At 63.8% G+C, this 25,606-nt stretch carries 24 protein-coding genes; 13 read left to right on the top strand and 11 right to left on the bottom strand.

Annotated elements, in window-relative coordinates; translation table 11 throughout:
* Window positions 1–60: 60 nt before the first annotated feature.
* A complete protein-coding gene (locus tag CAG11_RS01025; protein ID WP_053133507.1) occupies window positions 61–1,023 on the top strand; it encodes a LysR family transcriptional regulator in 963 nt (320 codons plus the stop codon).
* Here the strand turns inward: CAG11_RS01025 and CAG11_RS01020 are convergent.
* Both CAG11_RS01020 and CAG11_RS01015 read right to left on the bottom strand, forming a co-directional pair.
* On the bottom strand, window positions 965–1,177 hold the full coding sequence (locus tag CAG11_RS01020; protein ID WP_085594081.1) for a PA3496 family putative envelope integrity protein: 213 nt from the start codon (window positions 1,175–1,177) through the stop codon (window positions 965–967). The genes CAG11_RS01025 and CAG11_RS01020 overlap by 59 nt on opposite strands.
* A gap of 120 nt (window positions 1,178–1,297) precedes the next feature.
* Window positions 1,298–3,034 carry a hypothetical protein gene (locus CAG11_RS01015; protein ID WP_085594079.1) on the bottom strand — a complete coding sequence of 579 codons (1,737 nt, stop codon included), beginning with the start codon at window positions 3,032–3,034 and terminating at the stop codon, window positions 1,298–1,300.
* Between the two features lie 134 nt (window positions 3,035–3,168).
* On the opposite strand from CAG11_RS01015, the gene CAG11_RS01010 reads away from it, so the two are divergent.
* Window positions 3,169–3,630, top strand: coding sequence for a hypothetical protein (locus tag CAG11_RS01010; RefSeq protein WP_085594077.1), 462 nt, complete (start codon window positions 3,169–3,171; stop codon window positions 3,628–3,630).
* Window positions 3,631–3,646: 16 nt separating this feature from the next.
* Here the strand turns inward: CAG11_RS01010 and hexR are convergent, their stop codons facing one another.
* Window positions 3,647–4,513 (bottom strand): transcriptional regulator HexR, encoded by an 867-nt coding sequence (gene hexR, locus CAG11_RS01005; protein WP_022641942.1) that lies wholly within the window; start codon window positions 4,511–4,513, stop codon window positions 3,647–3,649.
* A 168-nt stretch (window positions 4,514–4,681) separates the two neighbouring features.
* Window positions 4,682–7,546: a bifunctional diguanylate cyclase/phosphodiesterase gene (locus tag CAG11_RS01000; protein ID WP_085594075.1), complete on the bottom strand. Its 2,865-nt coding sequence runs from the start codon at window positions 7,544–7,546 to the stop codon at window positions 4,682–4,684.
* Between the two features lie 246 nt (window positions 7,547–7,792).
* On the opposite strand from CAG11_RS01000, the gene uvrD reads away from it, so the two are divergent.
* The 4 genes from uvrD (at window position 7,793) to CAG11_RS00980 (ending at window position 12,106) form a co-directional block, all read left to right on the top strand.
* Complete coding sequence (gene uvrD, locus CAG11_RS00995; protein WP_085594073.1) at window positions 7,793–9,976, top strand: DNA helicase II; 2,184 nt, start codon at window positions 7,793–7,795, stop codon at window positions 9,974–9,976.
* Window positions 9,977–10,066: 90 nt separating this feature from the next.
* Window positions 10,067–10,507: an EamA family transporter gene (locus CAG11_RS00990; RefSeq protein ID WP_053133496.1), complete on the top strand. Its 441-nt coding sequence runs from the start codon at window positions 10,067–10,069 to the stop codon at window positions 10,505–10,507.
* A 179-nt stretch (window positions 10,508–10,686) separates the two neighbouring features.
* Complete coding sequence (locus CAG11_RS00985; protein ID WP_053133493.1) at window positions 10,687–11,562, top strand: Tim44 domain-containing protein; 876 nt, start codon at window positions 10,687–10,689, stop codon at window positions 11,560–11,562.
* Between the two features lie 136 nt (window positions 11,563–11,698).
* Window positions 11,699–12,106, top strand: coding sequence for an SMI1/KNR4 family protein (locus CAG11_RS00980; protein WP_053133490.1), 408 nt, complete (start codon window positions 11,699–11,701; stop codon window positions 12,104–12,106).
* A 72-nt stretch (window positions 12,107–12,178) separates the two neighbouring features.
* On the opposite strand, the gene CAG11_RS00975 is transcribed toward CAG11_RS00980, so the two are convergent.
* Complete coding sequence (locus tag CAG11_RS00975; RefSeq protein WP_085594071.1) at window positions 12,179–13,942, bottom strand: cation:proton antiporter; 1,764 nt, start codon at window positions 13,940–13,942, stop codon at window positions 12,179–12,181.
* A 351-nt stretch (window positions 13,943–14,293) separates the two neighbouring features.
* Between CAG11_RS00975 and CAG11_RS00970 the strand changes: the two genes are divergently transcribed.
* Both CAG11_RS00970 and CAG11_RS00965 read left to right on the top strand, forming a co-directional pair.
* On the top strand, window positions 14,294–14,779 hold the full coding sequence (locus tag CAG11_RS00970; RefSeq protein WP_031320745.1) for an acyl-CoA thioesterase: 486 nt from the start codon (window positions 14,294–14,296) through the stop codon (window positions 14,777–14,779).
* A 253-nt stretch (window positions 14,780–15,032) separates the two neighbouring features.
* Window positions 15,033–16,439: an APC family permease gene (locus tag CAG11_RS00965; protein ID WP_085594069.1), complete on the top strand. Its 1,407-nt coding sequence runs from the start codon at window positions 15,033–15,035 to the stop codon at window positions 16,437–16,439.
* Between the two features lie 12 nt (window positions 16,440–16,451).
* Here CAG11_RS00965 and pdxY read toward each other — a convergent pair whose 3' ends face one another.
* A complete protein-coding gene (pdxY, locus tag CAG11_RS00960) occupies window positions 16,452–17,324 on the bottom strand; it encodes a pyridoxal kinase PdxY (protein WP_022641947.1) in 873 nt (290 codons plus the stop codon).
* A 117-nt stretch (window positions 17,325–17,441) separates the two neighbouring features.
* On the opposite strand from pdxY, the gene CAG11_RS00955 reads away from it, so the two are divergent.
* Complete coding sequence (locus CAG11_RS00955; RefSeq protein WP_022641948.1) at window positions 17,442–17,831, top strand: DUF3301 domain-containing protein; 390 nt, start codon at window positions 17,442–17,444, stop codon at window positions 17,829–17,831.
* A 30-nt stretch (window positions 17,832–17,861) separates the two neighbouring features.
* Here CAG11_RS00955 and CAG11_RS00950 read toward each other — a convergent pair whose 3' ends face one another.
* The 4 genes from CAG11_RS00950 to dksA form a co-directional block, all read right to left on the bottom strand.
* Window positions 17,862–18,824, bottom strand: a complete 963-nt coding sequence (locus tag CAG11_RS00950) for a GTP-binding protein (protein WP_085594067.1) — start codon at window positions 18,822–18,824, stop codon at window positions 17,862–17,864.
* Window positions 18,825–18,976: 152 nt separating this feature from the next.
* Window positions 18,977–19,678 (bottom strand): DUF1826 domain-containing protein, encoded by a 702-nt coding sequence (locus CAG11_RS00945; protein ID WP_085594065.1) that lies wholly within the window; start codon window positions 19,676–19,678, stop codon window positions 18,977–18,979.
* A complete protein-coding gene (zigA, locus tag CAG11_RS00940) occupies window positions 19,678–20,886 on the bottom strand; it encodes a zinc metallochaperone GTPase ZigA (RefSeq protein ID WP_085594063.1) in 1,209 nt (402 codons plus the stop codon). The genes CAG11_RS00945 and zigA overlap by 1 nt, the downstream gene beginning before the upstream one ends.
* A 30-nt stretch (window positions 20,887–20,916) precedes the next feature.
* Window positions 20,917–21,321, bottom strand: coding sequence for an RNA polymerase-binding protein DksA (gene dksA, locus CAG11_RS00935; protein ID WP_085594061.1), 405 nt, complete (start codon window positions 21,319–21,321; stop codon window positions 20,917–20,919).
* Between the two features lie 120 nt (window positions 21,322–21,441).
* Here dksA and CAG11_RS00930 point away from each other — a divergent pair, with 120 nt between their 5' ends.
* Window positions 21,442–21,816, top strand: a complete 375-nt coding sequence (locus tag CAG11_RS00930; protein ID WP_053133470.1) for a hypothetical protein — start codon at window positions 21,442–21,444, stop codon at window positions 21,814–21,816.
* Between the two features lie 7 nt (window positions 21,817–21,823).
* Here CAG11_RS00930 and CAG11_RS00925 read toward each other — a convergent pair whose 3' ends face one another.
* Window positions 21,824–23,044, bottom strand: coding sequence for an N-acetylmuramoyl-L-alanine amidase (locus tag CAG11_RS00925; RefSeq protein ID WP_085594059.1), 1,221 nt, complete (start codon window positions 23,042–23,044; stop codon window positions 21,824–21,826).
* Window positions 23,045–23,173: 129 nt separating this feature from the next.
* Here CAG11_RS00925 and folE2 point away from each other — a divergent pair, with 129 nt between their 5' ends.
* From folE2 to CAG11_RS00910, 3 genes are read left to right on the top strand one after another with little or no spacing between them, the layout of a single operon-like run.
* On the top strand, window positions 23,174–24,067 hold the full coding sequence (gene folE2 / locus CAG11_RS00920) for a GTP cyclohydrolase FolE2 (RefSeq protein WP_085594057.1): 894 nt from the start codon (window positions 23,174–23,176) through the stop codon (window positions 24,065–24,067).
* Window positions 24,067–24,735 (top strand): metal ABC transporter ATP-binding protein, encoded by a 669-nt coding sequence (locus CAG11_RS00915; protein WP_085594055.1) that lies wholly within the window; start codon window positions 24,067–24,069, stop codon window positions 24,733–24,735. Before folE2 ends, CAG11_RS00915 begins: the two co-directional genes overlap by 1 nt.
* Entirely contained in the window at window positions 24,735–25,601 is an 867-nt protein-coding gene (locus CAG11_RS00910; protein ID WP_085594053.1) for a metal ABC transporter permease, read from the top strand. The genes CAG11_RS00915 and CAG11_RS00910 overlap by 1 nt, the downstream gene beginning before the upstream one ends.
* Window positions 25,602–25,606: the final 5 nt, after the last annotated feature.

Genomic DNA, 25,606 nt, shown 5'->3' with positions numbered 1-25,606 from the left:
GGATAACCATAAGTAAAGACTTATAGTTTTGCCTCCAGCCCCGGCGCGAGCCCTTGAAGCATGCGTAAGTCCCTGATGCGCCTGACATTGCGCCAGTTGCAGATCTTCAACGAAGTCTGCGATCTACGCTCCTACAGCCGGGCCGCCGAGGAAATGTCCCTGACCCAGCCGGCGGTCAGCCTGCAGATCCGCCAACTCGAGGAACTGATCGGCCAGCCGCTGTTCGACTATGTCGGCAAGAAGCTCTACATGACCGAAGCCGCCGAAGCCCTGCAACGGGCCAGCAGGGACATTTTCGGGCGCCTGGAGAACCTCGATATGCAGCTCTCCGACATGCAGGGCTCGCTGCAAGGCCAGCTCAAGCTGGCGGTAGAGTCCAGCGCCAAGTATTTCGTGCCGCACCTGTTCGCCGCCTTCAAGCGCCAGCACCCGGAAGTCCACTTGCAACTGACCGTGGTCAACCGCGCCCAGGTGATCCGGCGCCTTTCCGACAACCGCGACGACCTGGTGATCATGTCCATGGTGCCCCAGGACATGGAACTGGAATTCCTGCCATTCCTGAACAACCCGATCGTTGCCGTGGCGCCCCCGGACCACCCCCTGAGCCACATGGGAGCCCTGCGCCTGCAAGACCTGGAGCCCTACACCCTGGTGCTGCGCGAACAGGGTTCCGGCACCCGCCTGGCCTGCGAGGAATACTTCAAGGAGAAGCGCGTGCACTTCACCCAGATCCTCGAAGTGTCATCGGCGGAAGCACAGCGCGAATGCGTTCGGGCGGGTCTGGGCGTGGCGTTGCTGACGCGCCACGCCCTGAACCTTGAGTTGGCGACCGGCGGCTTGATCGAGCTGCCGGTCGAAGAGCTGCCATTGCTGCGCAGCTGGTGCCTGGTACAGGCCAAGGCCAAGCGCCTGTCACCGGTAGCGCATGCGTTCCTGGGATTCATCCGCAGCGAACGAGTGCAGATCAGCGGGCTGGTTGAGCGGTTTGACGGGAAGCTGCCGGAGCGCCCTGCCAGTAGTTGACGGCATCCTGCTCGGGATAGTCGTTGATCTCCTGTTGCAGGCGCCGCAGTTCGAAGCGGTGCTCGATCGCACGACGAAATTCCATGCGGCGTTGGTCTTCCTGCTGACGACGGGTCTTGACTGCGCTGTTGCTCTCTTCGTAAGGCCGGGCCATTTCGAGTCTCCCAATGCGAGTACGGAGGCTTCACGATGCGCCAGGCCGATGACAGTTGTACGTCACTGGAGTAACAGAACGATGAAGCTTGCGGCGCCCGACGAGCGGCGCCGCCCAGGCTCAAACGGCCTGTTGCGAGTCTTGCTGGTAACGTTCCGGATTCAGGGCCTGCAGGATGAGTTTCTTGTGGGCGTCCGGTAGCCGGTAGTACGCATGCAAGTGCGGGTTCAGCTGGAAGTACAGCTTGGAACCACCGAACAGCGTTTGCGCGTACAGCCGTTCATCGCGCAGGACTTCATAGGGCGTGGCGGTGTGCATGCTCAATACCGAGCGCACCCTGTCCTTGCTCTTGATCGCCTTGCAGATCAGCTTGCCGAACCGAGCCTCATCGCCCCCCTCTCCAAGCAACTGGAAGAACGCTTCCATGAATCCGTCGAGCTTTTTCAACGGGTTGCAAAAACTCTCGAGAGGAACTCGGGTCAGTTCAGACATATCGCTGTTGAATTCCCTGATCGAAGAGAACACTGCCTGTAGCGAGGTCTGCCATTCAGGCGAGTCATTGGATGAAAGAAAAACCGTGGAAAAGTTCATGCGCAGTTCAAGGATTTGTCGCTCAGATTCAATTCTTTTGCTGATCCAGGGGTTCAAGCATCCGTAGTGCAAGGGCTTTTCCTGCGAAATCTCAAGCGCAATGACATAGGACGCGGCGAAGAACCCCAGATGCCCCAACTGCTGTTTTTCCGCGTACGGCAAGACGCTCCGATAAAGCTCCAGGGCTCGCGCAGTCTCACACGCCTCCAGGGCCAGGATGGCCCGTACCTGCAACCCAAAGGCCGCGAACAGCGGGTAGTCCGGATGCCGTTGCAGCCTGGCGAACGCCTGCTCGATCACCACGGGGTCCCGGGGGACTTCCTCAGTGGCCAGGATAAGCTGGTAGAGAGGTTCGAATTCCTCGATCGACCAGGCGGCGATCTGCTGAAAAAAGTTATCGAATATGTGCTCAAAGTAAGGATTTCCATCGGCATCCAGCAAGCGGGAAGCAATGAACCCCTTGAACAGTCCGATATGCGCAACCAGTAGGCGATCCGGCTTTCGACGCTCGCAGACACCCTCGTAGTGATGACGAAAACGTTCGACCAACGTGCTCTTCGAATCGACCTGGGCAGCGCTGTACATCTTGGAAAAACGGTTGAGGGCAGTCGCCGCCCGGTACGCGCCGCCAATGGTGTCCAGCAGTTCCTGCTGCTGCGCCGCGGTCAGCTTGCTGGATGAAATCTCCGCCCCGAGGCTCTCGATCTCGGCGTTGATCGTGGAGAGTTTCTTATGGGATTTGTCGCTGGTCTTATCCAGGGCATAGAAAAAATCCGCAGCTTCCACCGTGGCTGGAACCAGGCTTTTTACGTAGGCCTTCAGGGAGGAAGCCTGCAGGTCGCCAGCCCCGTGGCTGACCAGCAGTGTGTGGAAATGATGGAGCGTCGTTCGAGGAGAGAGCTTGTCACCCAACCGATGCAAGAGTACCGCCAGTTGCGGTAGCACCCACGTATCCAGGAACCGGGCTATTCCCGTTGGGTAGTCCTGGTAAGTGATGATCGGGCGTGATTTCAGTATCGAGAAGAGATGCTCGTATTGATTCAGATAGTGCTGGAGCCTGGCGGCCAGCGCCTGGTCATCCTGCACCAGATACCTGAGCAAATCCGCTAGCAATCCCTGCTTAACGCCATTCGATTCCCGGTAGTACAGCTTCTGCTTGGCCTCATAGGACCTGAGCCCGGAAAAACCATCGGCAGTGCAAGTAACCAGTCCTGCTCCCCAGCACAACACCTCGAAGACTTCAAAATACGCTGGAATCCTGACCATCGACTGCCGCTCCTTGAAAAATGGACATCGCCTCCCCGGATTTTCGGTCAACCGGAAAATAGCCGCTCTCTATTATCACCCTCGCAGCACCGAGCTGGACCACCCCTCCCTGTTTCCTTTTGGAGAGCACCACCATGGCCACACCCGAACACGAAGAAGCCCCCGACGCAGCATCTGCCGGGCAATCCACGATCTTCAGCCTGGACAAAGACGACGCCCTGGCCGCCCTCGCCGCCGGCCGGAGCCAGGAGCCGGCGCCCGACGCTGCGGCCGACCCAGATGACGTCGACGAGGTCATCGACGAAATCGGCGAGCAACAGGATCTGCTGGAAAGAATCCATACCAACCTGAGCGCCAAGCAGCGGCGCATCGACGACCTGTCGGACGACGACACTGACTACGAAGGTTATGGCGAGGAGCTGGTACGGCTGGAGGAGGCCAGCGAGCAATTGTTGGCGGCGCAACGGCTGCTGGACTTCCAGCCGGACAATGCGGCCCTGGGCCAGGCCCGCAGCCTCAGCGAAAATGCGGCGGGGACCCTGGCGGAAGTGAAACCGGACGACCTCGACGACCAGGACGATGCCGAGTTGCCCTAGGCGGGATGCTGCCGGCTCAGTCGTCCAGGGCTTTGACCGCCTTGGGCGACAGGCGCAGGCTGCGCAAGCTGCGCTTCACGCTCTTGAGGTGGTTGACCAGGCTCGGCCCACGGGCCATGGCCACGCCCATGGCCAGGACGTCGATCACCACCAGGTGGGCGATGCGCGAGGTCAACGGGGTGTAGATCTCGGTGTCCTCGTGCACGTCGATGGCCAGGTTGACCGTCGACAGCTCGGCCAGCGGCGTCTGGCTCGGGCACAGGGTGATCAGGTTGGCCCCGCTCTCGCGCACCAGGTTGGCGGTGATCAGCAGGTCCTTGGAGCGACCGGACTGGGAAATGCAGATCGCCACGTCGGTGGGCTTCAAGGTCACCGCCGACATCGCCTGCATGTGCGGGTCGGAATAGGCTGCCGCGGTCAGCAGCAGGCGGAAGAACTTGTGCTGGGCATCCGCCGCCACCGCGCCGGAAGCGCCGAAGCCGTAGAACTCTACCCGCTGGGCCTGGGACATCAGGCTCACGGCCCGTTGCAGCTCCACCGGATCGAGCTTCTCGCGAACCTCCATCAGGGTATGCAGGGTGGTGTCGAAGATCTTCAGGCTGTAGTCGGCGACCGAGTCGTCCTCGTGGATCGCGAACTGGCCGAAGCTGGCCCCGGCCGCGAGGCTCTGCGCCAGCTTGAGCTTCAGGTCCTGGAATCCCGAGCAACCGATGGCCCGGCAGAAACGCACGATGGTCGGCTCGCTGATACCCACGCTATGCGCCAGGTCCGCCATGGAGCTGTGCATCACGGCCGCAGGATCGAGGAGCACGTGATCGGCGACCTTGAGCTCCGATTTGCGTAACAGATGACGAGACTGGGCGATGTGCTGCAACAGGTTCAAGGGCTGGGACTCATGGTTATCGGCAGGTGCCGGGAGATGTAGCGAGCTTGTAGTTATACTACAGGAAACGCCTTTTTGCCTGCTCAATGCATCAGGAAATTACCTGCCTACCCCCCATATTCAGCCGGCTACGCCTTATGTAGCCGTTTTTGCGCGTAGCCCCGGCCGCTAGCAGGACTGGGCCTGCAACAGCAGCGCAAGGCCCTGGGCGTCCACCGGGCGGCTGATCAGGTAACCCTGTACTTCGTCGCATTGTTCGGTACGCAGGAAGGTCAACTGGGCCTGGTCCTCGACGCCCTCGGCCACTACCTTCAGGGACAGCCCGTGGGCCATGGCGATGATCGCCCGCGTGATGGCCGCATCCTCGCCACCTTCGGCCAGGCCACGGATGAACGCCTGGTCGATCTTCACGTAGTCCACCGGGATGCGCTTGAGGTAGCTCAGGGACGAGTACCCGGTGCCGAAGTCATCGATGGCCAGCTTGACCCCCAGGTCGCGCAGTTGCTGGAAGGTCGCGATGATGTGCTCGACACTGTCCAGCAGCTGGCTTTCGGTCAGCTCCAGCTCGAGAAGGTGCGGCTCCAGCCCGGTTTCCTCCAGGACCTGGCGCACCAGGCTCACCAGCTTGCCCTGGCGCAGCTGGTACACCGAAAGGTTCACCGAGACCCGGATCGGCTCCAGGCCCTGCTGCCGCCATTGGCAGGCCTGGCGGCAAGCCTGGCGCAGCACGAACTCGCCGATCGGGCCGATCAGCCCGGTTTCCTCGGCCAGGCCGATGAAGTCCCCCGGCGGCACCCGCCCCAGCACCGGATGTTCCCAGCGCACCAGGGCCTCGGCGGCGTTGAGCCGACCTGTGGCCAGGCACAGCTTGGGTTGGTAGAAGACCATCAACTGGTCATCCTCGATGGCCTTGCGCAGCTGGTTTTCCAGTTGCAGGCGTTCCAGGGTGCTGGCTTGCAGGCTTTCGGTATAGAACTGGAAGTTATTGCCGCCCAGGTGCTTGGCATGGGCCATGGCCATGTTCGCCTGGCTCACCAGCGCGGCGATTTCCCTGGCGCTGTCCGGCAGCATGCTGATGCCCATGGATGCGCTGACCACCAACTCATGGCCTTCGATGGTGATCGGCAGGCGCAGCTTGCTCAGCAGCCGGGTCGCGACCCGGGTCAGGCTCGACAGGCTGCCGTAGGCATCGAACAGCACGGCGAATTCGTCCCCGGACAAACGAGCGATGGTGTCGGCTTCCGGCAGGGCATTGACCAGCCGCCGGGCCATTTTCTGCAGCAGCTGGTCGGCCACTTCATGGCCCAGGCTATCGTTGAGCAGCTTGAAGCGATCCAGGTTGATATGCAGCAGCGCCAGGCTGCGTCCGCCCTGGCGCACCCGCTGGTGGGCCTCGCGCAGGCGCTCGCGAAACAGCGAGCGGTTGGCCAAGCCGGTGAGCTCGTCATAGTGGGTGAGGTAGCGCATGCGCTCCTCGGATTCCCGGCGGGCCGAGAGATCGGCGAAGAAGCCCACGATATGTCGGACTTTTCCCCGCTTGTCGCGCACTACGTTCAGTTGCAGCCATTGCGGGTACAGCTCGCCATTCTTGCGGGTCTCCACCAGTTCGCCCTGCCAGCTGCCGTGCTGCTCCAGGGCCTGGTGGATCAGCGGGTAATGACGCCGGGCATCGCGACTGCAGGACAGCTCCACCACGTTGCGCCCGAGCATGTCCTCGATCTGGAAGCCCGTGACCTGGCTGAAGGCCTGGTTGGCGGCGATCAGCGCATAGTCCGGGTCGAGGATGACGATCCCTTCGCTGGCGGCCTCGAACACCGTGGCCGCCAGGTTGCGCTGGACTTCCTGCTCCTTGTCGGCACTGATATCGCGGCGCGTGCCCACCATGCGCAGGACCCGGCCCTCGGGGCTGCGTTCCACCGCCCGGCCACGGTCCTCGACCCAGACCCAGTGGCCTGCGCCATGCAGCACCCGGTATTCCACCAGGTAATCCTCGCTGCGGCCCTTGAGATGTTCCACCAGGGCCCGCTTGAGCACCGGCAGGTCCTCGGGATGCAGGCGCGGCTTGAGGTGGCTGAGCATCGCCGTGACTTCGCCCGGCTCCAGGCCGAACAACTCCTTGAGCTGCGTGTGGTGGACCTCGTCGGTCTGCAGGTTCCAGTCCCACAGCCCCAGTTCGCTGGCCTCCAGGGCCAGGGCCAGGCGCGCCTCGCTCTTGCCCAGGGCCTGGTTGGCGGCGTCCAGCTCCAGGCTGCGCTGGGCCACCCGCTGCTCCAGCCCGGCCTGGGCCTGGCGCAACCGCTCCTCCACGTTGCGGCGCTGCTCGACCTCCCGGGCCAGCTCGCGATTGAGCTGGCCGCTGCGGTTCTGCGCATCCTGCAGGTGCTCGATCAGCGCCTGGTTCTGAAAGCGCCGCAACAGGCCGCGCTGGATCAGCCGATTGACCTGCCAGGCCACCACGCTCAAGGACGCCAGCAGGATCAGGCCCAGCCAGCCCCAGCCGCGCTGCTGCTCGTCACCGCCCCAGAACAGGTAGGCGATGGCCGGCAACAGGCACGGCAGGGTGAACGACAGGAAGGCCTGCAGGCTGACCGCATAGGCCACGCTGGCGGAAAGGATCGCGGCGCCGATCAGGCCGAAGACCCAGGCCTGCTGCAAGAAGCTGTCGGTGGGCACCAGGGCGATGCCGGCGCAGGCCAGGGTCAGGCCGCTGACCGTGGAGCCCAGCAGGAACATGCGTTGCCACACCGGTTGCGCCTGGCGGCTGGGTATCGCCGAATCGAAGGCCGCCACCTGGATTACCCGCAAGGCCACCAGCGCCAGCAGCCAGACCATCCATACACTCAGCAGCAGGTAGCGCGCGGGGCTCCACAGCAACCAGGTGCAGACCAGGCCGTTGAGCAGCATGAACAGGGTTGGCAGCAACGAGCCCTGGTACAGCAAGCGCGTGCGCTCCACTGCCATCTCCACGGCATAGTGCTGGCGGATGACCCGGGGCTCCATGAAAGGCCCCGACAGGTCGGGAATAGGTGTCATAGGCAGTGTTCTTATAATGGTGAGCCTGAAACGTCGCCGGAGCATACACAAGCAAAGCCGCGAGCCAAACTGCCCCAAGTCATAAAATCGATAAAACCGGCGGTGCCGTAAATGCCCCGCGAGGGTTCGCACCGAGAAGCGCCAGAGGCTGTGGCCCGTGACTGGCCGGTCGTCCCCCACGGCTGTTTTATCGGCTAATGCGAAGCCGGGTTTGCCCGGGGTGGCGCGCGCCCCTAGAATGCGCCGATGCGCGATGATCTCTCCCTCTTGTTGAATTCCCTCAACGATGCCCAACGCCAGGCCGTAGCGGCCTCCTTGGGTCGTCAGTTGGTCCTGGCCGGCGCTGGTTCCGGCAAAACCCGTGTGCTGGTGCACCGTATCGCCTGGCTGATCCAGGTCGAGAACGCCTCGCCCCACTCGATCCTGTCGGTGACCTTCACCAACAAGGCGGCGGCCGAGATGCGCCACCGTATCGAGCAATTGCTGGGCATCAACCCGGCGGGCATGTGGGTCGGCACCTTCCACGGCCTGGCCCACCGCCTGCTGCGTGCCCACTGGCAGGAAGCCGGGCTGAGCCAGACCTTCCAGATCCTCGACAGCGACGACCAGCAACGCCTGGTCAAGCGGGTGATCCGCGACCTGGGCCTAGATGAACAACGCTGGCCGGCCCGCCAGGCCCAGTGGTTCATCAACGGCCAGAAGGACGAGGGCCTGCGCCCGCAGCATATCCAGGCCAGCGGCGACCTGTTCCTGGCCACCATGCGCGGCATCTACGAAGCCTACGAGGCCGCCTGCCAGCGCGCGGGGGTCATCGACTTCTCCGAACTGCTGCTGCGCGCCCTGGACCTGTGGCGCGACCACCCGGGCCTGCTGGCGCACTACCAGAAGCGCTTCCGCCATGTGCTGGTGGACGAATTCCAGGACACCAACGCCGTGCAGTACGCCTGGTTGCGCCTGCTGGCCCAGGGCGGCGAGAGCCTGATGGTGGTGGGCGACGACGACCAGTCGATCTACGGCTGGCGTGGCGCGAAGATCGAGAACATCCACCAGTACTCCGACGACTTCCCGGACACCGAGGTGATCCGCCTGGAGCAGAACTACCGCTCCACCGCCGGCATCCTCAAGGCCGCCAACGCCCTGATCGCCAACAACACCGGGCGCCTGGGCAAGGAATTGTGGACTGATGGCGGCGATGGCGAGGCCATCAACCTGTACGCCGCCTTCAACGAACACGATGAAGCCCGCTACGTGGTGGAAACCATCGAGAGCGCGCTCAAGACCGGCCTGGCCCGCAGCGACATCGCCATTCTCTACCGCTCCAACGCCCAGTCCCGGGTGCTGGAGGAAGCCCTGCTGCGCGAACGCATCCCGTACCGCATCTATGGCGGCCAGCGCTTCTTCGAGCGCGCCGAGATCAAGAACGCCATGGCCTACCTGCGCTTGCTGGAAGGCCGGGGCAACGACGCAGCCCTGGAGCGGGTGATCAACGTACCGGCCCGGGGCATCGGCGAGAAGACCGTCGAGGCGATCCGCGAGCATGCCCGCCACAGCGATGTGTCGATGTGGGAAGCCATGCGCCAACTGGTGGCCAACAAAGGCCTGACCGGCCGCGCCGCCAGCGCCCTGGGGGCCTTCATGGAGCTGATCGAGAACCTGGCGGCCAAGACCCTGGACATGCCGCTGCACCTGATGACCCAGACGGTGATCGAGCAGTCGGGGCTGATTGCCTACCACGAAGCGGAAAAGGGCGAGAAAGGCCAGGCCCGGGTAGAAAACCTCGAGGAACTGGTCAGCGCCGCGCGCAACTTCGAGAACACCGAGGAAGACGAGGACCTGACGCCCCTGGCGGCCTTCCTCGGCCATGCCTCCCTGGAAGCCGGCGACGCCCAGGCGGACGAGCACGAAGACAGCATCCAGCTGATGACCCTGCACAGCGCCAAGGGCCTGGAATTCCCCTATGTGTTCCTGGTGGGCATGGAAGAAGGCCTGTTCCCCCACAAGATGAGCCTGGAAGAGCCCGGCCGTCTCGAGGAAGAACGCCGCCTGGCCTACGTCGGCATCACCCGGGCCATGCAGAACCTGGTCATGACCTATGCCGAGACCCGGCGCTTGTACGGCAGCGAGACCTACAACAAGGTCTCGCGTTTCGTACGCGAAGTACCCAAGGGCCTGATCCAGGAAGTGCGCCTGTCCAACAGCGTCAGCCGGCCTTTCGGCGGCGGCCAGTCCCAGAGCACCAGCAGCCTGTTCAGCGGCAGCGCGATCCCGGAAACCGGCCTGAGCCTGGGCCAGGCGGTACGCCACGCGGTGTTCGGCGACGGGGTGATCCTCAACTTCGAAGGCTCCGGGGCCCAGGCCCGAGTCCAGGTGAACTTCAGCGAAGGCAGCAAGTGGCTGATGCTGGGCTACGCCAAGCTGGAAGCCATCTAATCTCCCGGCAAGAACCGGCATGCCGGTGAAGGCGCAGCCTGCCCCTTCATCGGCACGCCAGGCCTATACCGCAATAAAGGAAGCACGAGCATGGGTTCAGGCTTTTTTTCATCGTGGACATTCTGGGCCCTGCTATCGGCTGTTTTCGCTGCATTGACGGCGATCTTCGGCAAAATCGGCATCGAGAACGTCAATTCCGACTTCGCTACCCTGCTGCGCACCGGGGTGGTGCTGGTGAGCCTGGCCTTGATTTTGTACGCAACGGGCCAATATCAGTCCCTGGAATCGATTTCTGCCAAGAGCTACCTGTTCCTGCTGCTGTCCGGGCTGGCCACCGGAGCTTCCTGGCTGTGCTATTACCGCGCGCTGAAACTGGGCCCCGCCTCGCTGGTAGCGCCGGTGGACAAGCTCAGCGTGGTGATCGTCGCGGTCATCGGCGTGGCCCTGCTGGGAGAGAAGCTCGATCTGCGGCAGTGGAGTGCCATCGGCCTGATCACCGCCGGCGTGGTGCTGCTGGCGGTTCGTCGCTGAACGACTGCGGGATGGAACCGGACCGCCCTCGTACGGACAAATCCATATCGGCGAGCATGATTCCAGGCCGGACCGGAGCAAGCTGGCCAGGCAAAAGCCCGAAACATTATGCCGCTCGCTACTGACACGTCACCTGTGCAATATGGCGCGCGTGACATCCACAAATGGGAATCCCCTTTATGAAACGTTTTCTTAGCATCGCCATGGCGTTGTGCATCGGCCTGACGATGAGCCTCGACGCCAACGCCAAGCGCTTCGGCGGCGGCAAAAGCGCCGGCGCTGCCCCGACCCACCAGACTCGCCAGGCGGCCCCCAGCGCACCGGGCGCTCCTGCCGCTGCAGCCACCGCTGGCGCAGCCGGTGCCGCGGGCGCCGCAGCCAAGGCTGGCGGTGCTTCGCGCTGGCTCGGCCCTCTGGCCGGCATCGCCGCCGGCGGCCTGCTCGCCTCCATGTTCATGGGCGGCGGCTTCCAGGGCATGCAGATCTTCGACATCCTGATCATGGCGGTCATCGCGTTCGTGATCTTCCGCTTCATCGCCGCCCGTCGTCGCAAGCAGCAGGAGCAGTTCGCCCCGGCTGGCCACGCGCCGATGCAGCGCGAAGCCTTCCAGCCCCAGGCGCCTGCCGGCGGCTCGATCTTCGGCGGCTCGGCGGCTCCGGCCGCACGCCCGGTGATCAACGCTCCGGCCTGGTTCAACGAAGAGCGCTTCGTCGAAGCCGCGCGCAACCACTTCCAGTCCCTGCAGCAACACTGGGACGCCAATGAAATGGACAAGATCGCCGAGTTCGTGACCCCGCAGATGCTGCAATTCCTCAAGCAGGAACGCGCCGACCTGGGCGACGGCTTCCAGTCGACCTACATCGACAACCTGCAAGTGCAGCTCGAAGGCGTCGACGACCGTGCCGACAAGACCATCGCCACCCTGACCTTCAGCGGTGTATCGAAGACTTCGCGCTTCGACCAGGGCGAAGCGTTCAGCGAAAGCTGGAACATGGAACGCGCCCAGGGCGACAACCAGCCTTGGCTGGTGGCAGGTATCCGCCAGAACGGCTGATTCATCCTGCTGTCACAGCTGTAATGCAAAACCCCGACTCAGGTCGGGGTTTTGCATTTCCCGATTGCACTTATAGCGAGCTACTGTATAAACCGCCGTCAACCAACCGCGCCATAGAGCTAAGAGGACCCAGGCCGTGGAAGAAGTCATCGAACAACTCCGAGAAGCCAACGAACCGGTACCCGTGCCCCTGGAGCTGCCGGACGAAGACCTGCTGGTGGAAATCGAGGAACAGCTGTTCATCAATATCCCGTTCGTCTTCAAAGAGTTCCTGTTGACGGTCAGCGATGTGGTCTACGGCAGCCTGGAGCCGGTCACCGTCACCGATCCGCAATCGCACACCTACCTGCCCGACGTGGCGGCGAACGCCTGGGACATGGGCGTGCCGCGGGACCTGATCCCGATCTGCCAGGACGGTGATGATTACTACTGCGTAGAAGAAGACGGCACCGTGGTGCTGTGGTCCGGCGAGGAAGAGCTGATCACCGAGGATTCCTGGGAATCGGTGTGGCACTGGGTGCGGGACGTCTGGCTGGAAAGCTGAAACCATGACGCCGTGACCAGCCCGGTCGCGGCGCCGGATCCCTCGCCAGCGCCCTGCTGGCGAGAGGCAGGGTCAATGCCCGCCACCATCCTTGCTCTGGTCGAAGGTCTCGATCAACGCCACCTGCATCCGTGTATGCACGCGGATGAACCAGCGCCACAGCAGCGCCACCACCGCCGCCGCCACGATCGTCACCAGTACCAGCAGCTCCAGGGTCGGCAGGATGCTCGCCGACAACGCCGACAGCAGCAGGAAGATCACCAGCAACGACAAGACCGGGATCACCTCGGCGATCACCCGCCGCACCCGCTGGGTATGCCGCCCGGCCATTTCCGCCTTCACCCCCATCTCCGCCAGCAGCATCGATAGCGCCTTGAGCTTGCGATAGGCGGCGATCAGGAACGGCAGCGACAGCAGCAGCGCACCACCCCAGATCAGCGCCTTCTGCCAGCCCGGATCACTGATCCAGTCCTGCAGGTAAGTGCCGATGCGCCTGGAGAAGTAACTGCCCGAAAAGAAGATTGCCACCACTAGCGCCAGGTTGACCCCTACCTGCAGCAGGATCTTGCGGATCATCGATGCCAACAGCGCGCCCTCGCCCTGGGGCTGAATACTGCGCAACCACTCGCCGTACATTCCCAGCACCCGGCTCAGTCGCTTGGGCAGCACCGCCGACAGCTTCAACGACAGCGGGTCGGCGGCCTTGATCAGGTAGGGGGTGAGCAGGGTGGTAATGGCCGAAACCGCCACCGCCACGGGATAGAGGAAGTCGCTGGTGACCTGCAGGGTCATGCCAAGGGCGGCGATGATGAATGAAAACTCGCCAATCTGTGACAGCCCCATCCCTACTCGCAACGAAGTACGTCCATCGTTACCCGCGATGAAGGCGCCCATGCCGCAGGACAGCATCTTGCCCAATACCACCGCCACGGTGATCACCGCGATTGGCCAGGCGTACTGGAGAAGAATCTGCGGATCGATCATCAGGCCGATGGCCACGAAGAAAATTGCGCTGAACAGGTCGCGAACCGGTTCGATCAAGCGTTCGATCTTCAGCAACTGACGGGACTCGGCCATGATCGCGCCGATCAGGAACGCCCCCAGCACCATGCTGTATTCCAGGCGTACCACCAGCAGGCAGAATCCGAAGCACAGGCCCAGCACGGTGATCAGCAGCATCTCGTTGCTGTCGAACTTCGCCACGTAGGCCAGCAGGCGCGGTACCAGCAGGATGCCGATCACCAGCGCCACCACCATGAACAGCGACAGCTTGCCCACTGTGGAGAACACCTCGCCGGAACTCACCGTGCCGCTGACCGCGATACTCGACAGCAGGGCGATGATGCCGATCCCCAGGATGTCCTCGACGATCAGCACGCCGAAGATCAGCTGGGCGAAGCGTTCGTTCTTCATCTTCAGGTCGTTGAGCGCCTTGACGATGATGGTGGTGGAAGAGATGGCCAGGATCGCCCCGAGGAACAGCGAATCCATGGTGCTCCAGTCGAACCAGCGGCCGATCTCGTAGCCGATCCAGATCATCAGGACGATTTCCAGGAACGCCGCGATGAACGCCGTGGCGCCCACCTTGAACAGCTTGCGCAGGCTGAATTCCAGCCCCAGGCAGAACATCAGGAAGATCACCCCGAGCTCGGCCAGGGTCTTGATGGTCTGCTCGTCGTGGATCAGCCCGAAAGGCGGGGTATGGGGCCCGATGATGAAGCCCGCGGCGATATAGCCCAGCACCACCGGCTGCTTGAATCGATGAAAGAGAACGGTCACCACACCCGCGACCAGCATGATCACGGCCAGGTCCTGAATGAAACTGATGGCATGCATGACCTAGGTTCTCCTTGAATGTTGGACGGGGGCCATCCTCGGGGAGAGCGTTTGAAAAGCCGCCTGCGCTGGCGTCAGTCGCTGCCTTGTCAGTGATCCCTGAAAAAGAAAGGTCCGATCTGTCGAAAGAAAGTGCTCTGCAAGAGCGATGAAAAACCCCTGGAACGGGTGTTTTGCAGGGTAACACTGCGATTTCCAGGCGGAAGGCGGTGCAATATATGGAAACAGATCCACCGGAGCGTGACGGCGCGGCACAGACCGGCGTCCCGTTATCGATGGCTTGAAATCCCTTTGGAGCAAGCGCCCGAGAGAGGTGCTCCAGCAACCCCTGCCCTGACCCGTGAGCGTGCTATGGAACCCGGAAACGCCCAACTGTCGATGACAGTATTGATGACCCCCGACATGGCCAACTTCTCTGGCAATGTCCACGGCGGCACCCTGCTCAAGTACCTCGACGAAGTCGCCTACGCCTGCGCCAGTCGCTATGCCGGCCGCTACGTGGTGACCCTCTCGGTGGACCAGGTGATCTTCCGCGAGCCGGTGCATGTCGGCGAGCTGGTGACCTTCCTGGCCTCGGTCAACTACACCGGCAACACCTCCATGGAGGTGGGCATCAAGGTGGTGACCGAGAATATCCAGGAGCGCTCGGTGCGCCATACCAACAGTTGTTTCTTCACCATGGTGGCGATGGACGATCAGCGCAAACCGGCCCCGGTTCCGCCGCTGCAACCACAGACCGCCGACGGCAAGCGCCGCTACATCCAGGCCCAGCAGCGCCGGCAGATCCGCCAGGAACTGGAAAAGCGCTACCAGGAGATCAAGGCCGACGGCCCATGATCGCCAACCGCTGATCCCGCCGGACCACGGACGGTCCCCCTGCCCCCGAACAGCCAGCGCTCTCCCCCCTCGCTCCAGCCTCCATTTCCCCAAGGCCGTATATGCGGTCATCCCGAATGGCCATATCGATCCCTTTTTGACCACTTAGAGGGTTATACCGGCCCGATAGCGCTGCCAGAATCATCATGCAAGGCACAAACGCACTCCCTGCCCCGGGAGCCTTCGAGCCAACGAACGCGTGAGAACAATAACAATGCCCAGCGCCGATCCCCTGCCCAGCAGTCCGTCTCTGTCGTCTGCCAACGATCTCGGCGACTTCACCCACAGTGCCCAGGGCACCGCGCTACGGCGCATCCTCGGCTTGCCGGCCCTGGTGTTCTTCGGCCTGGTGTACATGGTGCCGCTCACCGTCTTCACCACCTACGGCGTGGTTACCCAGATGACCGGCGGGCGTACCGCAGCCGCCTACGTGATCACTCTCCTGGCGATGCTCTTCACCGCCCGCTCCTACAGCGTGATGGTCAAGAAATATCCAATTGCCGGTTCGGCCTACTCCTATGCCAGCTTGAGCTTCGGCCCGGGAATCGGCTTTCTTGCCGGCTGGTCGCTGCTGCTCGACTACCTGTTCCTGCCGATGATCAATTACCTGGTGATCGGTTTGTTTCTCAACCTGGCCTTCCCCGCCGTGCCCGCCTGTGTGTTCGTGGTGGCGACCATCGCCCTGGTGACCCTGTTGAACATCCGGGGCATCGGCTCGGTATCGAGCATGAGCAACCTGATCGTCTGCGCCCAGCTGGTATTCGTCGTGGTGTTCCTGGCCCTGGTGGTGCGCCAGTTGGCCGGTGCCCCGGAGCTGGACCTCGGCGCTCCGTGGAGCGGCGATGGCAGCCAGCCCGGGCTGTTGCCATTGATGGCGGGAGCGGCGGTGCTGTGCCTGTCGTTCCTGGGCTTCGACGCGGTGTCGACCCTGGCCGAGGAAACCCGCGACCCGCGCCGGGACATCCCCCGGGCCATCCTCATCACCACCCTGGGCGCCGGCCTGCTGTTCATCCTGCTGGCCATGGCCAGCCAGCTGGCATTCCCCGGCAGCCGTTTCGACAACGCCGACTCGGCCGCCAGCGAAGTCATGCTGCGCACCGGCGGACGCTTCCTGGAAATGTTCTTCACCGCCACCTACGTGGCTGGCGCAGCGGGCTCGGCGCTGGCGTCCCAGGCCTCGGTCTCGCGCATCCTGTTCAGCATGGGCCGCGACGGCATCCTGCCCCCACGGGTGTTCGGCACTCTCTCGGAGCGCTACAAGACGCCGGTGACGGCGATCGTGCTGATTTCGCTGGTATCGCTGCTGGCGGTGGTGATCGACCTGACCACCCTGGCGTCGATGATCAGCTTCGGCGCGCTGGTGGCGTTCTCCGTGGTCAACCTGGCGGTGATCAAGAGCCACCTGGGCCAGGGCCAGCCACGCAGCGCCGAGTACCTGCTGCGCTACGGCTTGCTGCCGTTGATCGGCTTTGGACTGATCGCCTGGCTCTGGACCAGCCTCTCGGCCCTGACCCTGGGCACCGGCCTGGCCTGGTTCGCCCTGGGCCTGGGTTACCTGGCCGTACATACCCGGGGCTTTCGGCAACCGGCGCCGACGGTGCAATTCTCCGAGCAAGCCTGAGGCAGGGGCCGGTCAAATGCCGATCGGCACGGCCTCGAAACGTACCCGGGGATGGGCGATACGATCCTGGGCGCGCACCAGTTCCAGCTCGTAGCTGGCGCAGGCCTGGGTTTCCAGCAGCACCTCGTGCACAGCCGCGGCGGTGAACTCGAACGCAGCCACCAGGCTGTCGCCCAGCAGCACCCGGGCCAGGAACAGGCCCGAAGTCAGGTCGCCCACCCCCACCGGCTGGCGCGGGAAGGCCAGCAGCGGACGCCGCAGGTGCCAGCTGCCGTCGGCGGTCACCAGCAGCATCTCGAAGCCGTCGGCCAGCTTGCCGGGGTAGTCCAGGTGCTTGACCAGCACGGCCTTGGGCCCCCTTTCCAGCAGCGAGCGAGCCATGGCCAGGCAATCGAACAACGATTGCGGCTTGCGCCCGCAGAAGCTGTCCAGTTCCAGCTGGTTGGGGCAAAGGAAATCCGCCATGGCCGCCGCCTCGTCGAGCAGGAAGTCGCTGACTTCCTCCGGCACGATGCAGCCCTTCTCCGGGTGGCCCATCACCGGGTCGCACAGGTACAAGGCCTTGGGATTGACCGCCTTGATCCGCGCCACGCCGCTGAGGATCGCCCGGCCCTGGGCCGCGCTGCCCAAGTAGCCGGAGAGGATCGCGTCGCAGTTGCCCAGCTCGCCGATGGCGGCGATGCCCTCGACCAACTCGGGAATCTGCCTGGGCGCCAGCACTTCCCCGGCCCATTGGCCATACTGCGTGTGGTTGGAAAACTGCACCGTGTTCAAGGGCCAGACATTCACCCCCACCCGCTGCATGGGAAATACCGCAGCGCTGTTACCGGCGTGGCCGAAAACCACATGGGACTGGATCGCAAGCAGGTGGGGCGTACGTTTCATGCAGGATTTTCCATAGAACCGGGAGAATTCAAGCCGCGCAGTATGCGACTAAACGCAGCCTGTACGACAGACCGGAGACGCAGTTAAGCTGATGTCACTTCGTTGGAGCACACCTTCATGCTGACCCTTGAAAACATCTTTGTCTTGATGTTGCTGGCAACCGGCGCTGCCTGGTTGTGGCACAACCACGGCCTGCGCGAGCGGGCACTGGAGCGGGTCAAGCAGCATTGCGCCCGGCTCGATATCGAACTGCTGGACGGCAACGTGGCCCTCAAGCGCATCGGCTTCGTCAAGGATGCCAAGGGCCGCCGGCGCCTGGCGCGGATCTACAATTTCGAGTTCACGGTGACCGGCGAGACCCGCCATTCGGGGACTATCACCCAATTCGGCGCCCATAGCGCGCATATCGAGCTGGCGCCCTATCCCTTTGAGGTCAAGGAGCCACTGCCCAGCGCCGAGATCATCGAACTGAGCCAGTGGCGCGAAGAGCACCGCAAGCGTAACTGATCACTTCTTGAACAGCCCTCGTTCGCGCCCCTACACGCGGCACTGCGCCAGGCTGGCTTGCAGCGCGGTCACATCCTGAGGCTCTGCGAAGATCAGCTCCAGGCGCGAATCCCGCCGCCACTCGCTGGGCAGCCAATTGAATGGCGAGTTATCCAGGCCATTGCCCGAGCGCCAACCCTCGGCGCTATGGATCACCAGCTTGGCCCGACGCCAATCGAGGTTCTGTAGCCAGTGATCGATCCGCGCCAGGTCGAACTGCTGGCCCGGATGCCAGCGCCAACCGATGCTCCAGCCATCCTCCTGGGCCTGGCTGAGGCAGATCGGCTGCGTCGGATCACTCCACACCGCCGGTAGTTGCGCCAGGCCATGGGGCAGCTCGGGCGGCTCCAGGGCAGCCTGGGCAGTGACGCTCAACCCCGGCAGCTCGGCCAGCGGCAAAGCCGCGTGGCGTGTCCAGAACAGCGGCCGCCCCGGCAGCAACTCCAGCACCCGCAGCCGATCGTCGGCGCTGAGCAGTTCATCCTTGTTCAATACCAGCAGGCCCGCTTCGGGCAGCGCTTGCGACTGCGCCGCCGGCAACGGCTGGCCCGCAGCCAGGGCCTGGGCGTCGAGCACCAGCACGCATGGCTGCAAAGCCAGCACGCCTTGCCAGGGCGCCTGCGCCAGCTGCTTGAGCAGTTGCACCGGATGACCGAGGCCAGAGGGTTCGATGAACAGCCGATCGGGCTGGGTCTTGCGCAGCAGACGCCCCAATCCGACCTGGAACGGCGCACCGCTGACGCAGCATAGGCAGCCACCGGCCACCTCACCAAAGGCGATACCGTCGTCATCACGGCTGAGCAAGGCTGCATCCAGGCCGATCTGGCCGAACTCGTTGATCAATATCGCCCAGCGCTCGTTGGCTGGCCGCTGCTCCAGCAGATGGCGAATCAGGCTGGTCTTGCCGGCGCCCAGGGGCCCGGCAATCACGTGGGTGGGGATGTTCTGCAGCATGGGGGAGAAATCCGAAAAAGCCGTGAAGCGATGCTACGCCCTTCCCGGCCCTGGCGAAAATCCGCTCGCCCGTAGCCTTCTGCGCACAGGAGCTGCCTGGGGGCCGGGACAGCCCCGGCGCCGAAGCTTGCGCAACCTGCGGCAGCGGCCTGTCAGCCCAGCCAGTCCAGGGTCAGGATCAACCGGCGCTCGCCGGGCGCTGGCTGCGGGGAGCGATGAATCAGGCCGAAGCCTTCGTTGCCATGCCACTTCTCCCCCTTGAACAGCGCGACCGCACCGCTGGCGATCTGCTGGATCAGCACCGGATCCCGGGGCTCAGCCTCGGGTTGGCCCAGTTGCCGGCGATCCATTGCGCCTTCGCGCAGCCATTGGCTACCAATACCGGCATAGGTGGTGATCAGGCGCATCGGTACATGATCGACGTGGAAACGCGGACACATGGCCTTGTCCAGCACCCGCAAGCGCAAACCTACGCGGCGGGCGCCCAGCAGGCAGGAAAAAGCACTGACCAACCAGGAAACATCGGCGATAAAGCCGTCATATCCCTGCAAGTCGCTGAACCCTGACGCCAACCCGCGCAAATTCGGCACCGCGTCCTCGTCGGCCAATTCCAGGCTCAGGGACTCCGCCAGCGGCTCGTTCAACGACAGCAGCAGCTCGCCGAAATCTGCGATATGCGCCGGCAACCGGCGCTGCCAGAGGCCGAGGTTGACCTCATCGGCGAGCACTTCGGCCAGCACCGCCGGGGTCGAGCCGATCGCCGGTCGCCGGGCCGCCCTCGCTCGTCCGGCCAGCAGGGGCCAGGCCGCTGGACGCCTGGCCAACGGCGTCAATGGCGCGCCCAAGGCCAGCATCAGGCGGCCTCCTCGTCATGCCAGGGGCCGAACGGATCGGCCAGCAAGCTCCAGGCCTCGACGCCCAGGGCCATTTCCCCGTCATCCAGCAGGCATTGGTCCAGCTCGGCGGTGAGTTGGGCAAAGTCGATGTCCTGGCCGATGAACACCAGCTCCTGGCGGCAGTCACCGGTGGCGGAAGTCCAGTTGTGCATGATCGCCGCCGTGCCTTCCTCGTCCTGGGGCCAGTGCTGCTTGGGCACGAAGCGCCACCAGCGGCCGGCGAAGCCATGGCGCATCAGGCCACCGGCCTGGGACCAGCTGCCCGCCTCCTGGTACTTGCTGGCGAGCCAGAAGAAGCCCTTGGAACGCAGCAACTTGCCGTTGCTCCAGGGCCGGTTGATGAAATCGAAGAAGCGCTGTGGATGAAACGGTCGCCGGGCCCGATAGGCACTGGAGGCGATACCGTATTCCTCGGTTTCCGGCACGTGTTCGCCCCGCAGCTCCTGCAACCAGCCCGGCGCCTGGGCCGCTCGCTCGAAGTCGAAGCGGCCGGTATTGAGGATCTTCGCCAGCGGTACCTGGCCCATGACCATGGGGATGATCTCTGCCTGGGCATTGAGCCGCGCCAGGATCGCCAGCAGTTCCTGGCGCTCTTGGCTGCTGATCAGGTCGATCTTGCTCACCAGGATCACATCGGCGAACTCCACCTGCTCGATCAGCAGGTCGGTGATCGAGCGCTCGTCTTCCTCGCCCAGGGTTTCCCCCCGCGAGGCCAGGCTGTGCGCGGCCTGGTAATCCACCAGGAAGTTCATGCCGTCGACCACGGTGACCATGGTGTCGAGCCGCGCGATGTCCGCCAGGCTCTGGCCGGACTCATCGCGGAAGGTGAAGGTTTCCGCCACCGGCAACGGTTCGGAAATACCGGTGGATTCGATCAGCAGGTAGTCGAAGCGGCCGTCCCGGGCCAGCTTGCCCACCTCCTCCAGCAGGTCTTCGCGCAGGGTGCAGCAGATGCAGCCGTTGCTCATCTCCACCAGTTTTTCTTCGGCGCGATTGAGGCTGACATCACGCTGCACTTCGCTGCCGTCGATGTTGATTTCACTCATGTCGTTGACGATCACCGCCACCCGCAGGTTGTCGCGGTTGCGCAGCACATGATTGAGCAAGGTACTTTTGCCGGCGCCGAGAAAGCCGGACAGCACGGTAACGGGAAGACGTTCGTTCATCGGTGGTTCCTCATCAGGTTCGCGGCTGGCTCAAAGCGCCCGTTGATGGCGTTCGCGCAGCTCTTGGCGTTCTTTGGCTTCGATACACAAGGTGGCGGTGGGCCGTAGCAGCAAGCGCCGCAGGCCGATGGGCTCGCCGGTATCGCGGCACCAGCCGTATTCGCCACGGGCCAGGCGCTCCAGGGCTTCATCGATCTTGTCCAGCAGCTTCTTTTCCCGCTCCAGCAGGCGCAGTTGCCATTGATGCTGTTCCTCGGCGCTGCCGATATCCGCCGGGTCGCTGTGGACCTCCTGCTCGCGCAGCAGGTCGAATTCGCCGCAGATGCGTTCCTGCAATTCATTGCGCTGTGCCAGCAGCAGTTCGCGGAAGAAGCCTTGCTGGGCTTCGTTCATGTAGTGCGTGTCGGGCTGGGCGAGCAGCTCTTGTTCAGTCATGGCGAGTCACGGATCGGGTTTGTTTTTATGTTATATTATAACAATGCAATTTCGCCAACCTTCTCTTGCCCGACATGACGAAGGGCGCGATGCTGCGCTCCTGCCGCCTTGAGAATCGCCATGCGTCCATTCCTGCCTGCCCTGCTTTGCGGCTTGCTGCTCACCGGCCACGCCGCAGCCGCCGCCCCCGACAGCCTGGCCAACTGCACCCGCAGTGCCAACCTGCTGGCCTGCGTCGATCCGCTGGGCAACGCCTATAGCGTCGCCACCGCCGGCAACACCCTCTACCTGCGGGGCTTCGAAGTGATCGGCAAGCGCTACTGGGCCCAGACCAGCAGCCGCTACGGCCAGCTGACCTTCTTCACCGGCCTGGCCTCCGACGGCGAGGCCTGGGTCGGCTACAGCCAACGGGTGGGCTGGACCACCCGCAACCGGTTCTCCAGTTCCGGCGGCAGCCGTGGGCAGTTCACCTGCAGCCGCATCACTGGTTGCTGAGGGCGGCCTAGGCCTGATGGCTCCTGGTTTCCTGGAGCCAGGCCATGTAGCTGTTGACCGGTGGGTTCTTCTCGAAATAACGCTGCAAGCCCTGGAACAAGCCATCGGCGATCGCCTGCTGGTGCCGCGCGGTAACCAGGCGCTGACTGTCACGACTGTTGGAAATGAAGCCGGTCTCCACCAGGATCGATGGCACGTCCGGAGACTTGAGCACCGCGAACCCGGCCTGCTCCACGCGCTTCTGGTGCAGGCTGGTGATCCCCGACAAGCTATCGAGCACCGTGCCACCCAACTGCAGGCTGGCGGCGATGGTGGCGTTCATCGACATATCCAGGATCACCCCCGCCAGCATCGGGTCCTTGTCCTTGAGATTGAGCAAGCTGCTGGCCCCTAGCAGGTCGACACCGTTTTCCCGCTGGGCCATGAAACGCGCAGTGGCCGATGTCGCCCCGCCTTCGGACAGGGCGAACACCGAGGCCCCGGAAGCGGTCAGGCGCGGCGCGGCATCGGCATGTACCGAAATGAACATGTCGGCCTTGTGCTTGCGGGCGATCTCCACCCGCTTGCGCAGGGGCACGAAGAAGTCGTCATTGCGCACCAGCTTCACGTCGAAACCCTTCTCGCGCTTGAGCCGCTTGGCCAGCAGTTGGGCGATGGACAGCACTACGTCCTTCTCGCGCTCGCCCCTGGCGCCCACGGCCCCCGGGTCCTTGCCACCATGCCCGGGGTCCACCACCACGATGATGTCGCGCTTGGGATGGGCCCGGTCCGCCGGGACCTGGGGTTTGGCAGCAGGGACCGCAGCTGCGGCGATGCCGGGAGCGACCCGGGTACTGCTGGCCAAATCCAGCACCAGGCGATGACCCTGGCCATCCTGGGGTGGCAACAGGAAGCTGTTGAGCTGCACCGGCTGGTTCAAGTCGAGGACGATCCGCGTGTCGCCCTGGCCGAAGTGCCCGGACCGGATCGAGCGGATCACCGTGTTGGCCAGGGCCAACTGGCTGAAGTCACCATTCAGGCGCGCGCCGCTCAGGTCGACGATCAGCCGCTCGGGAGCGCTCAGGGTGAAGGTCTTGTAGTGCACCGGGCCACTCAGATCCAGCACCAGGCGCAGCTTGTCGGCGGAGTTCCACAGCCGCGCACTCAGGATCTGCGTAGCCCCGACACTCCAGGGGAACACCAGGGCCGTACCGGCCAACAACAGGTTGAGCAATTGACGTCTATGCATGGCGACTACCGCAGATAAAGGAGCGTCCGTACTCACAAGGCAGGATGGGTGACCGTTGAGGAAAAACTTTCCATCGACTGTATTGTTATAATATAACATGTCGAATCTTTTCCAACGACGGACCTGCTCATGAACGCGCTGACTCTGCCGGATATCGCCGCGCAGGCCTCACGCCAAGCCTTGCCACTGGACTGGGTCGGCATGTGTGGCATCGCCTTACCTGTAGTGATCGATGGCCAGCGAACCGCCGCCCTGGCCGACGCCGGGGTCAGCCTCGACGATGGCGAGGCCCGGGGCATCCACATGTCTCGCCTGTACCTGGCCCTGGAGATGCTGGAGCAGCAGAACCTGAATCCGGCCTTGCTGCGCCGGGTGCTGCAACGCTTCCTTGACAGCCACGAAGGCCTGGCGCAACACGCCTACCTGCGCCTTCACCTGGACCTGCTGCTCAAGCGCCCAGCCTTGGTCAGCCCATTGGCTGGCTGGAAACGCTATCCGCTGAGCATCGAAGCGCGTTTAAAAAATGCGATGTTCCACGTGGAACTAAAAATCGACGTGCCCTATTCCTCAACGTGCCCCTGCTCTGCAGCGCTTGCGCGGCAGCTTATCCAGCAGCAATTCGTCGACGACTTCGCCAACAAGACCTTGCAACATGCCGAAGTCCTGGCCTGGCTGGGGTCGTCCCAAGGCATCGTCGCCACGCCCCACAGCCAGCGCAGCCACGCTGAACTGCGCCTGCAACTGGACAATTTCGTCGACGAATTACCGCTGATCGCGGTGATCGACGACGCCGAGAACGCCCTGGGCACCGCCCTGCAAACCGCCGTCAAACGGGCCGACGAGCAGGCCTTTGCCCTGGCCAACGGACAGAACCTGATGTTCTGCGAAGACGCCGCTCGCCGCCTCAACCTGGCCCTGCGTCGCTCGCCCGGAATCAACGCCTTCGCCCTGCGAGTGGTACATGCAGAAAGCCTGCACGCCCATGACGCCGTGGCGGAAAGCCGCTGGAACTGGGAGGCCTGATGCTGCGCTGCCACGCCTTGCGCTGGGGGCCGCCAGGCCAGCCCCTGACTCCACCGCTGGATCTGCATCTGGCGAGCGGCAGCCTGAGCGCGATCATTGGCGCCAACGGCTCGGGTAAAAGCAGCTTGCTGAAAGTCTTCGCCGGCCTGCAAAAGCCGCTCTCGGGACAGGTGGAGCGCAGCGAGCCCGACCGTGGCGGCCTGGCTTTCCTGCCCCAGCAACAGCACCTGGACCGGCAGTTCCCCATCAGCCTGGCGGAATTGGTACTCGCCGGCCTGTGGGGCAAACGTGAGAGCGCTGCCCGCCGGGCGTACAAACTTGAAGAGGTGCTCATCGACTGGCAGCTGCAAGGCCTGGAGAAACGTCCGTTGATGGCCCTGTCCGGCGGAGAGCTGCAACGCGCGCTGCTGGCCCGGTTGACCCTCACCGAAGCGCCCTTACTGTTGCTGGACGAACCCCATGCCGCCCTCGACGAGTCCGGGCAGGCCCTGCTTTGGCAGCACCTGCATCGTTGGCACGCCCAGGGCCGCACCCTGGTGGTGGTCTGCCATGACCTGCCCGCGGTGCGCCAGCATATTCCCCAGGCCCTGCTGCTCAAGCACAGCGGCTGTGTGTTCGCCCCCAGCCATGAGCTGATCACCCACAGCCCGCCCGGGCAGGTGGCTTGATGCACCTCATCAGCCACCTCTGGCAGCCCTTCAACGAGTTCATGTTCATGCGCCGAGCTTTGCTCGGCGGCCTGCTCCTGGCCTGTAGCACCGCTCCCCTGGGTGTGTTCCTGATCCTGCGGCGCATGAGCCTGATCGGCGACGCGGTGGCCCACGGCATTCTCCCCGGGGCGGCCCTGGGCTTCTGGTTCGCTGGCCTGAGCCTGCCGGCAATGACCCTCGGAGGGCTTGGCGCGGGACTGGGCATGGCCGGGTTGGCGGCCTGGATCACCCGGCGCACCGGGCTACGGGAAGACGCCAGCATTGCGGCCATCTACCCGATCTCCCTGGCCGCCGGCGTGTTGATTCTCGGGCTGGCCGGAAAGCGCCTGGATCTGCTGCACCTGTTGTTCGGCTCAGCCCTGGCAGTGGATGGGCCGACCCTGGACGGCATGTTGATCGTCTCGGTCGTCAGCCTGCTGGCCATGGCCCTGATCTACAGGCCATTGCTGCTGGATACCCTCGATCCGCTGTTCCTGCACAGCGTCAGCCGACTCGGCCCCCTGGCCCATGGACTGTTCCTGACCCTGGTGGTGCTCAACCTGGTGATCGGATTCCAGGCCATCGGGGCCTTGATGGTGGTGGGCCTGATGATGCTGCCAGCCGCCGCTGCGCGTTTCTGGAGCCGACGCCTGCCAGCACTGATCGGTATCAGCGCAGCCCTGGGCTGCCTGTCGGTGTGGCTCGGCCTCTTGCTGTCGTTCCACTACTCCCTGCCCAGCGGCCCGGCCATCGTGCTGATAGCCGGCGGCTGGTACTTGTTGTCGGTGGTGTTCGGTCCGGTCCACGGCCTGCTGCACCGCCCGCCCCTGCCTTCATCCCTGTGAGGTTC

The organism is Pseudomonas sp. B6(2017) (assembly GCF_002112765.1).
GTDB classification, from domain to species: domain Bacteria; phylum Pseudomonadota; class Gammaproteobacteria; order Pseudomonadales; family Pseudomonadaceae; genus Aquipseudomonas; species Aquipseudomonas piscis.
This window is presented reverse-complemented; position numbering and strand designations above follow the sequence as displayed.

Coding starts and splice junctions, on each gene's coding strand:
- CAG11_RS00990 (WP_053133496.1), top strand. CDS start 10,067: ATGGGTTCAGGCTTTTTTTCATCGTGGACATTCTGGGCCCTGCTATCG.
- uvrD (WP_085594073.1), top strand. CDS start 7,793: ATGCGCGATGATCTCTCCCTCTTGTTGAATTCCCTCAACGATGCCCAA.
- dksA (WP_085594061.1), bottom strand. CDS start 21,321: ATGACTGAACAAGAGCTGCTCGCCCAGCCCGACACGCACTACATGAAC.
- pdxY (WP_022641947.1), bottom strand. CDS start 17,324: ATGAAACGTACGCCCCACCTGCTTGCGATCCAGTCCCATGTGGTTTTC.
- CAG11_RS00955 (WP_022641948.1), top strand. CDS start 17,442: ATGCTGACCCTTGAAAACATCTTTGTCTTGATGTTGCTGGCAACCGGC.
- CAG11_RS00910 (WP_085594053.1), top strand. CDS start 24,735: ATGCACCTCATCAGCCACCTCTGGCAGCCCTTCAACGAGTTCATGTTC.
- folE2 (WP_085594057.1), top strand. CDS start 23,174: ATGAACGCGCTGACTCTGCCGGATATCGCCGCGCAGGCCTCACGCCAA.
- CAG11_RS01020 (WP_085594081.1), bottom strand. CDS start 1,177: ATGGCCCGGCCTTACGAAGAGAGCAACAGCGCAGTCAAGACCCGTCGT.
- CAG11_RS00915 (WP_085594055.1), top strand. CDS start 24,067: ATGCTGCGCTGCCACGCCTTGCGCTGGGGGCCGCCAGGCCAGCCCCTG.
- CAG11_RS00950 (WP_085594067.1), bottom strand. CDS start 18,824: ATGCTGCAGAACATCCCCACCCACGTGATTGCCGGGCCCCTGGGCGCC.
- CAG11_RS01025 (WP_053133507.1), top strand. CDS start 61: ATGCGTAAGTCCCTGATGCGCCTGACATTGCGCCAGTTGCAGATCTTC.
- CAG11_RS00925 (WP_085594059.1), bottom strand. CDS start 23,044: ATGCATAGACGTCAATTGCTCAACCTGTTGTTGGCCGGTACGGCCCTG.
- zigA (WP_085594063.1), bottom strand. CDS start 20,886: ATGAACGAACGTCTTCCCGTTACCGTGCTGTCCGGCTTTCTCGGCGCC.
- CAG11_RS00985 (WP_053133493.1), top strand. CDS start 10,687: ATGAAACGTTTTCTTAGCATCGCCATGGCGTTGTGCATCGGCCTGACG.
- CAG11_RS00945 (WP_085594065.1), bottom strand. CDS start 19,678: ATGCTGGCCTTGGGCGCGCCATTGACGCCGTTGGCCAGGCGTCCAGCG.
- CAG11_RS01015 (WP_085594079.1), bottom strand. CDS start 3,034: ATGGTCAGGATTCCAGCGTATTTTGAAGTCTTCGAGGTGTTGTGCTGG.
- CAG11_RS00970 (WP_031320745.1), top strand. CDS start 14,294: ATGGAACCCGGAAACGCCCAACTGTCGATGACAGTATTGATGACCCCC.
- CAG11_RS00975 (WP_085594071.1), bottom strand. CDS start 13,942: ATGCATGCCATCAGTTTCATTCAGGACCTGGCCGTGATCATGCTGGTC.
- CAG11_RS00930 (WP_053133470.1), top strand. CDS start 21,442: ATGCGTCCATTCCTGCCTGCCCTGCTTTGCGGCTTGCTGCTCACCGGC.
- CAG11_RS00965 (WP_085594069.1), top strand. CDS start 15,033: ATGCCCAGCGCCGATCCCCTGCCCAGCAGTCCGTCTCTGTCGTCTGCC.
- CAG11_RS01010 (WP_085594077.1), top strand. CDS start 3,169: ATGGCCACACCCGAACACGAAGAAGCCCCCGACGCAGCATCTGCCGGG.
- CAG11_RS01000 (WP_085594075.1), bottom strand. CDS start 7,546: ATGACACCTATTCCCGACCTGTCGGGGCCTTTCATGGAGCCCCGGGTC.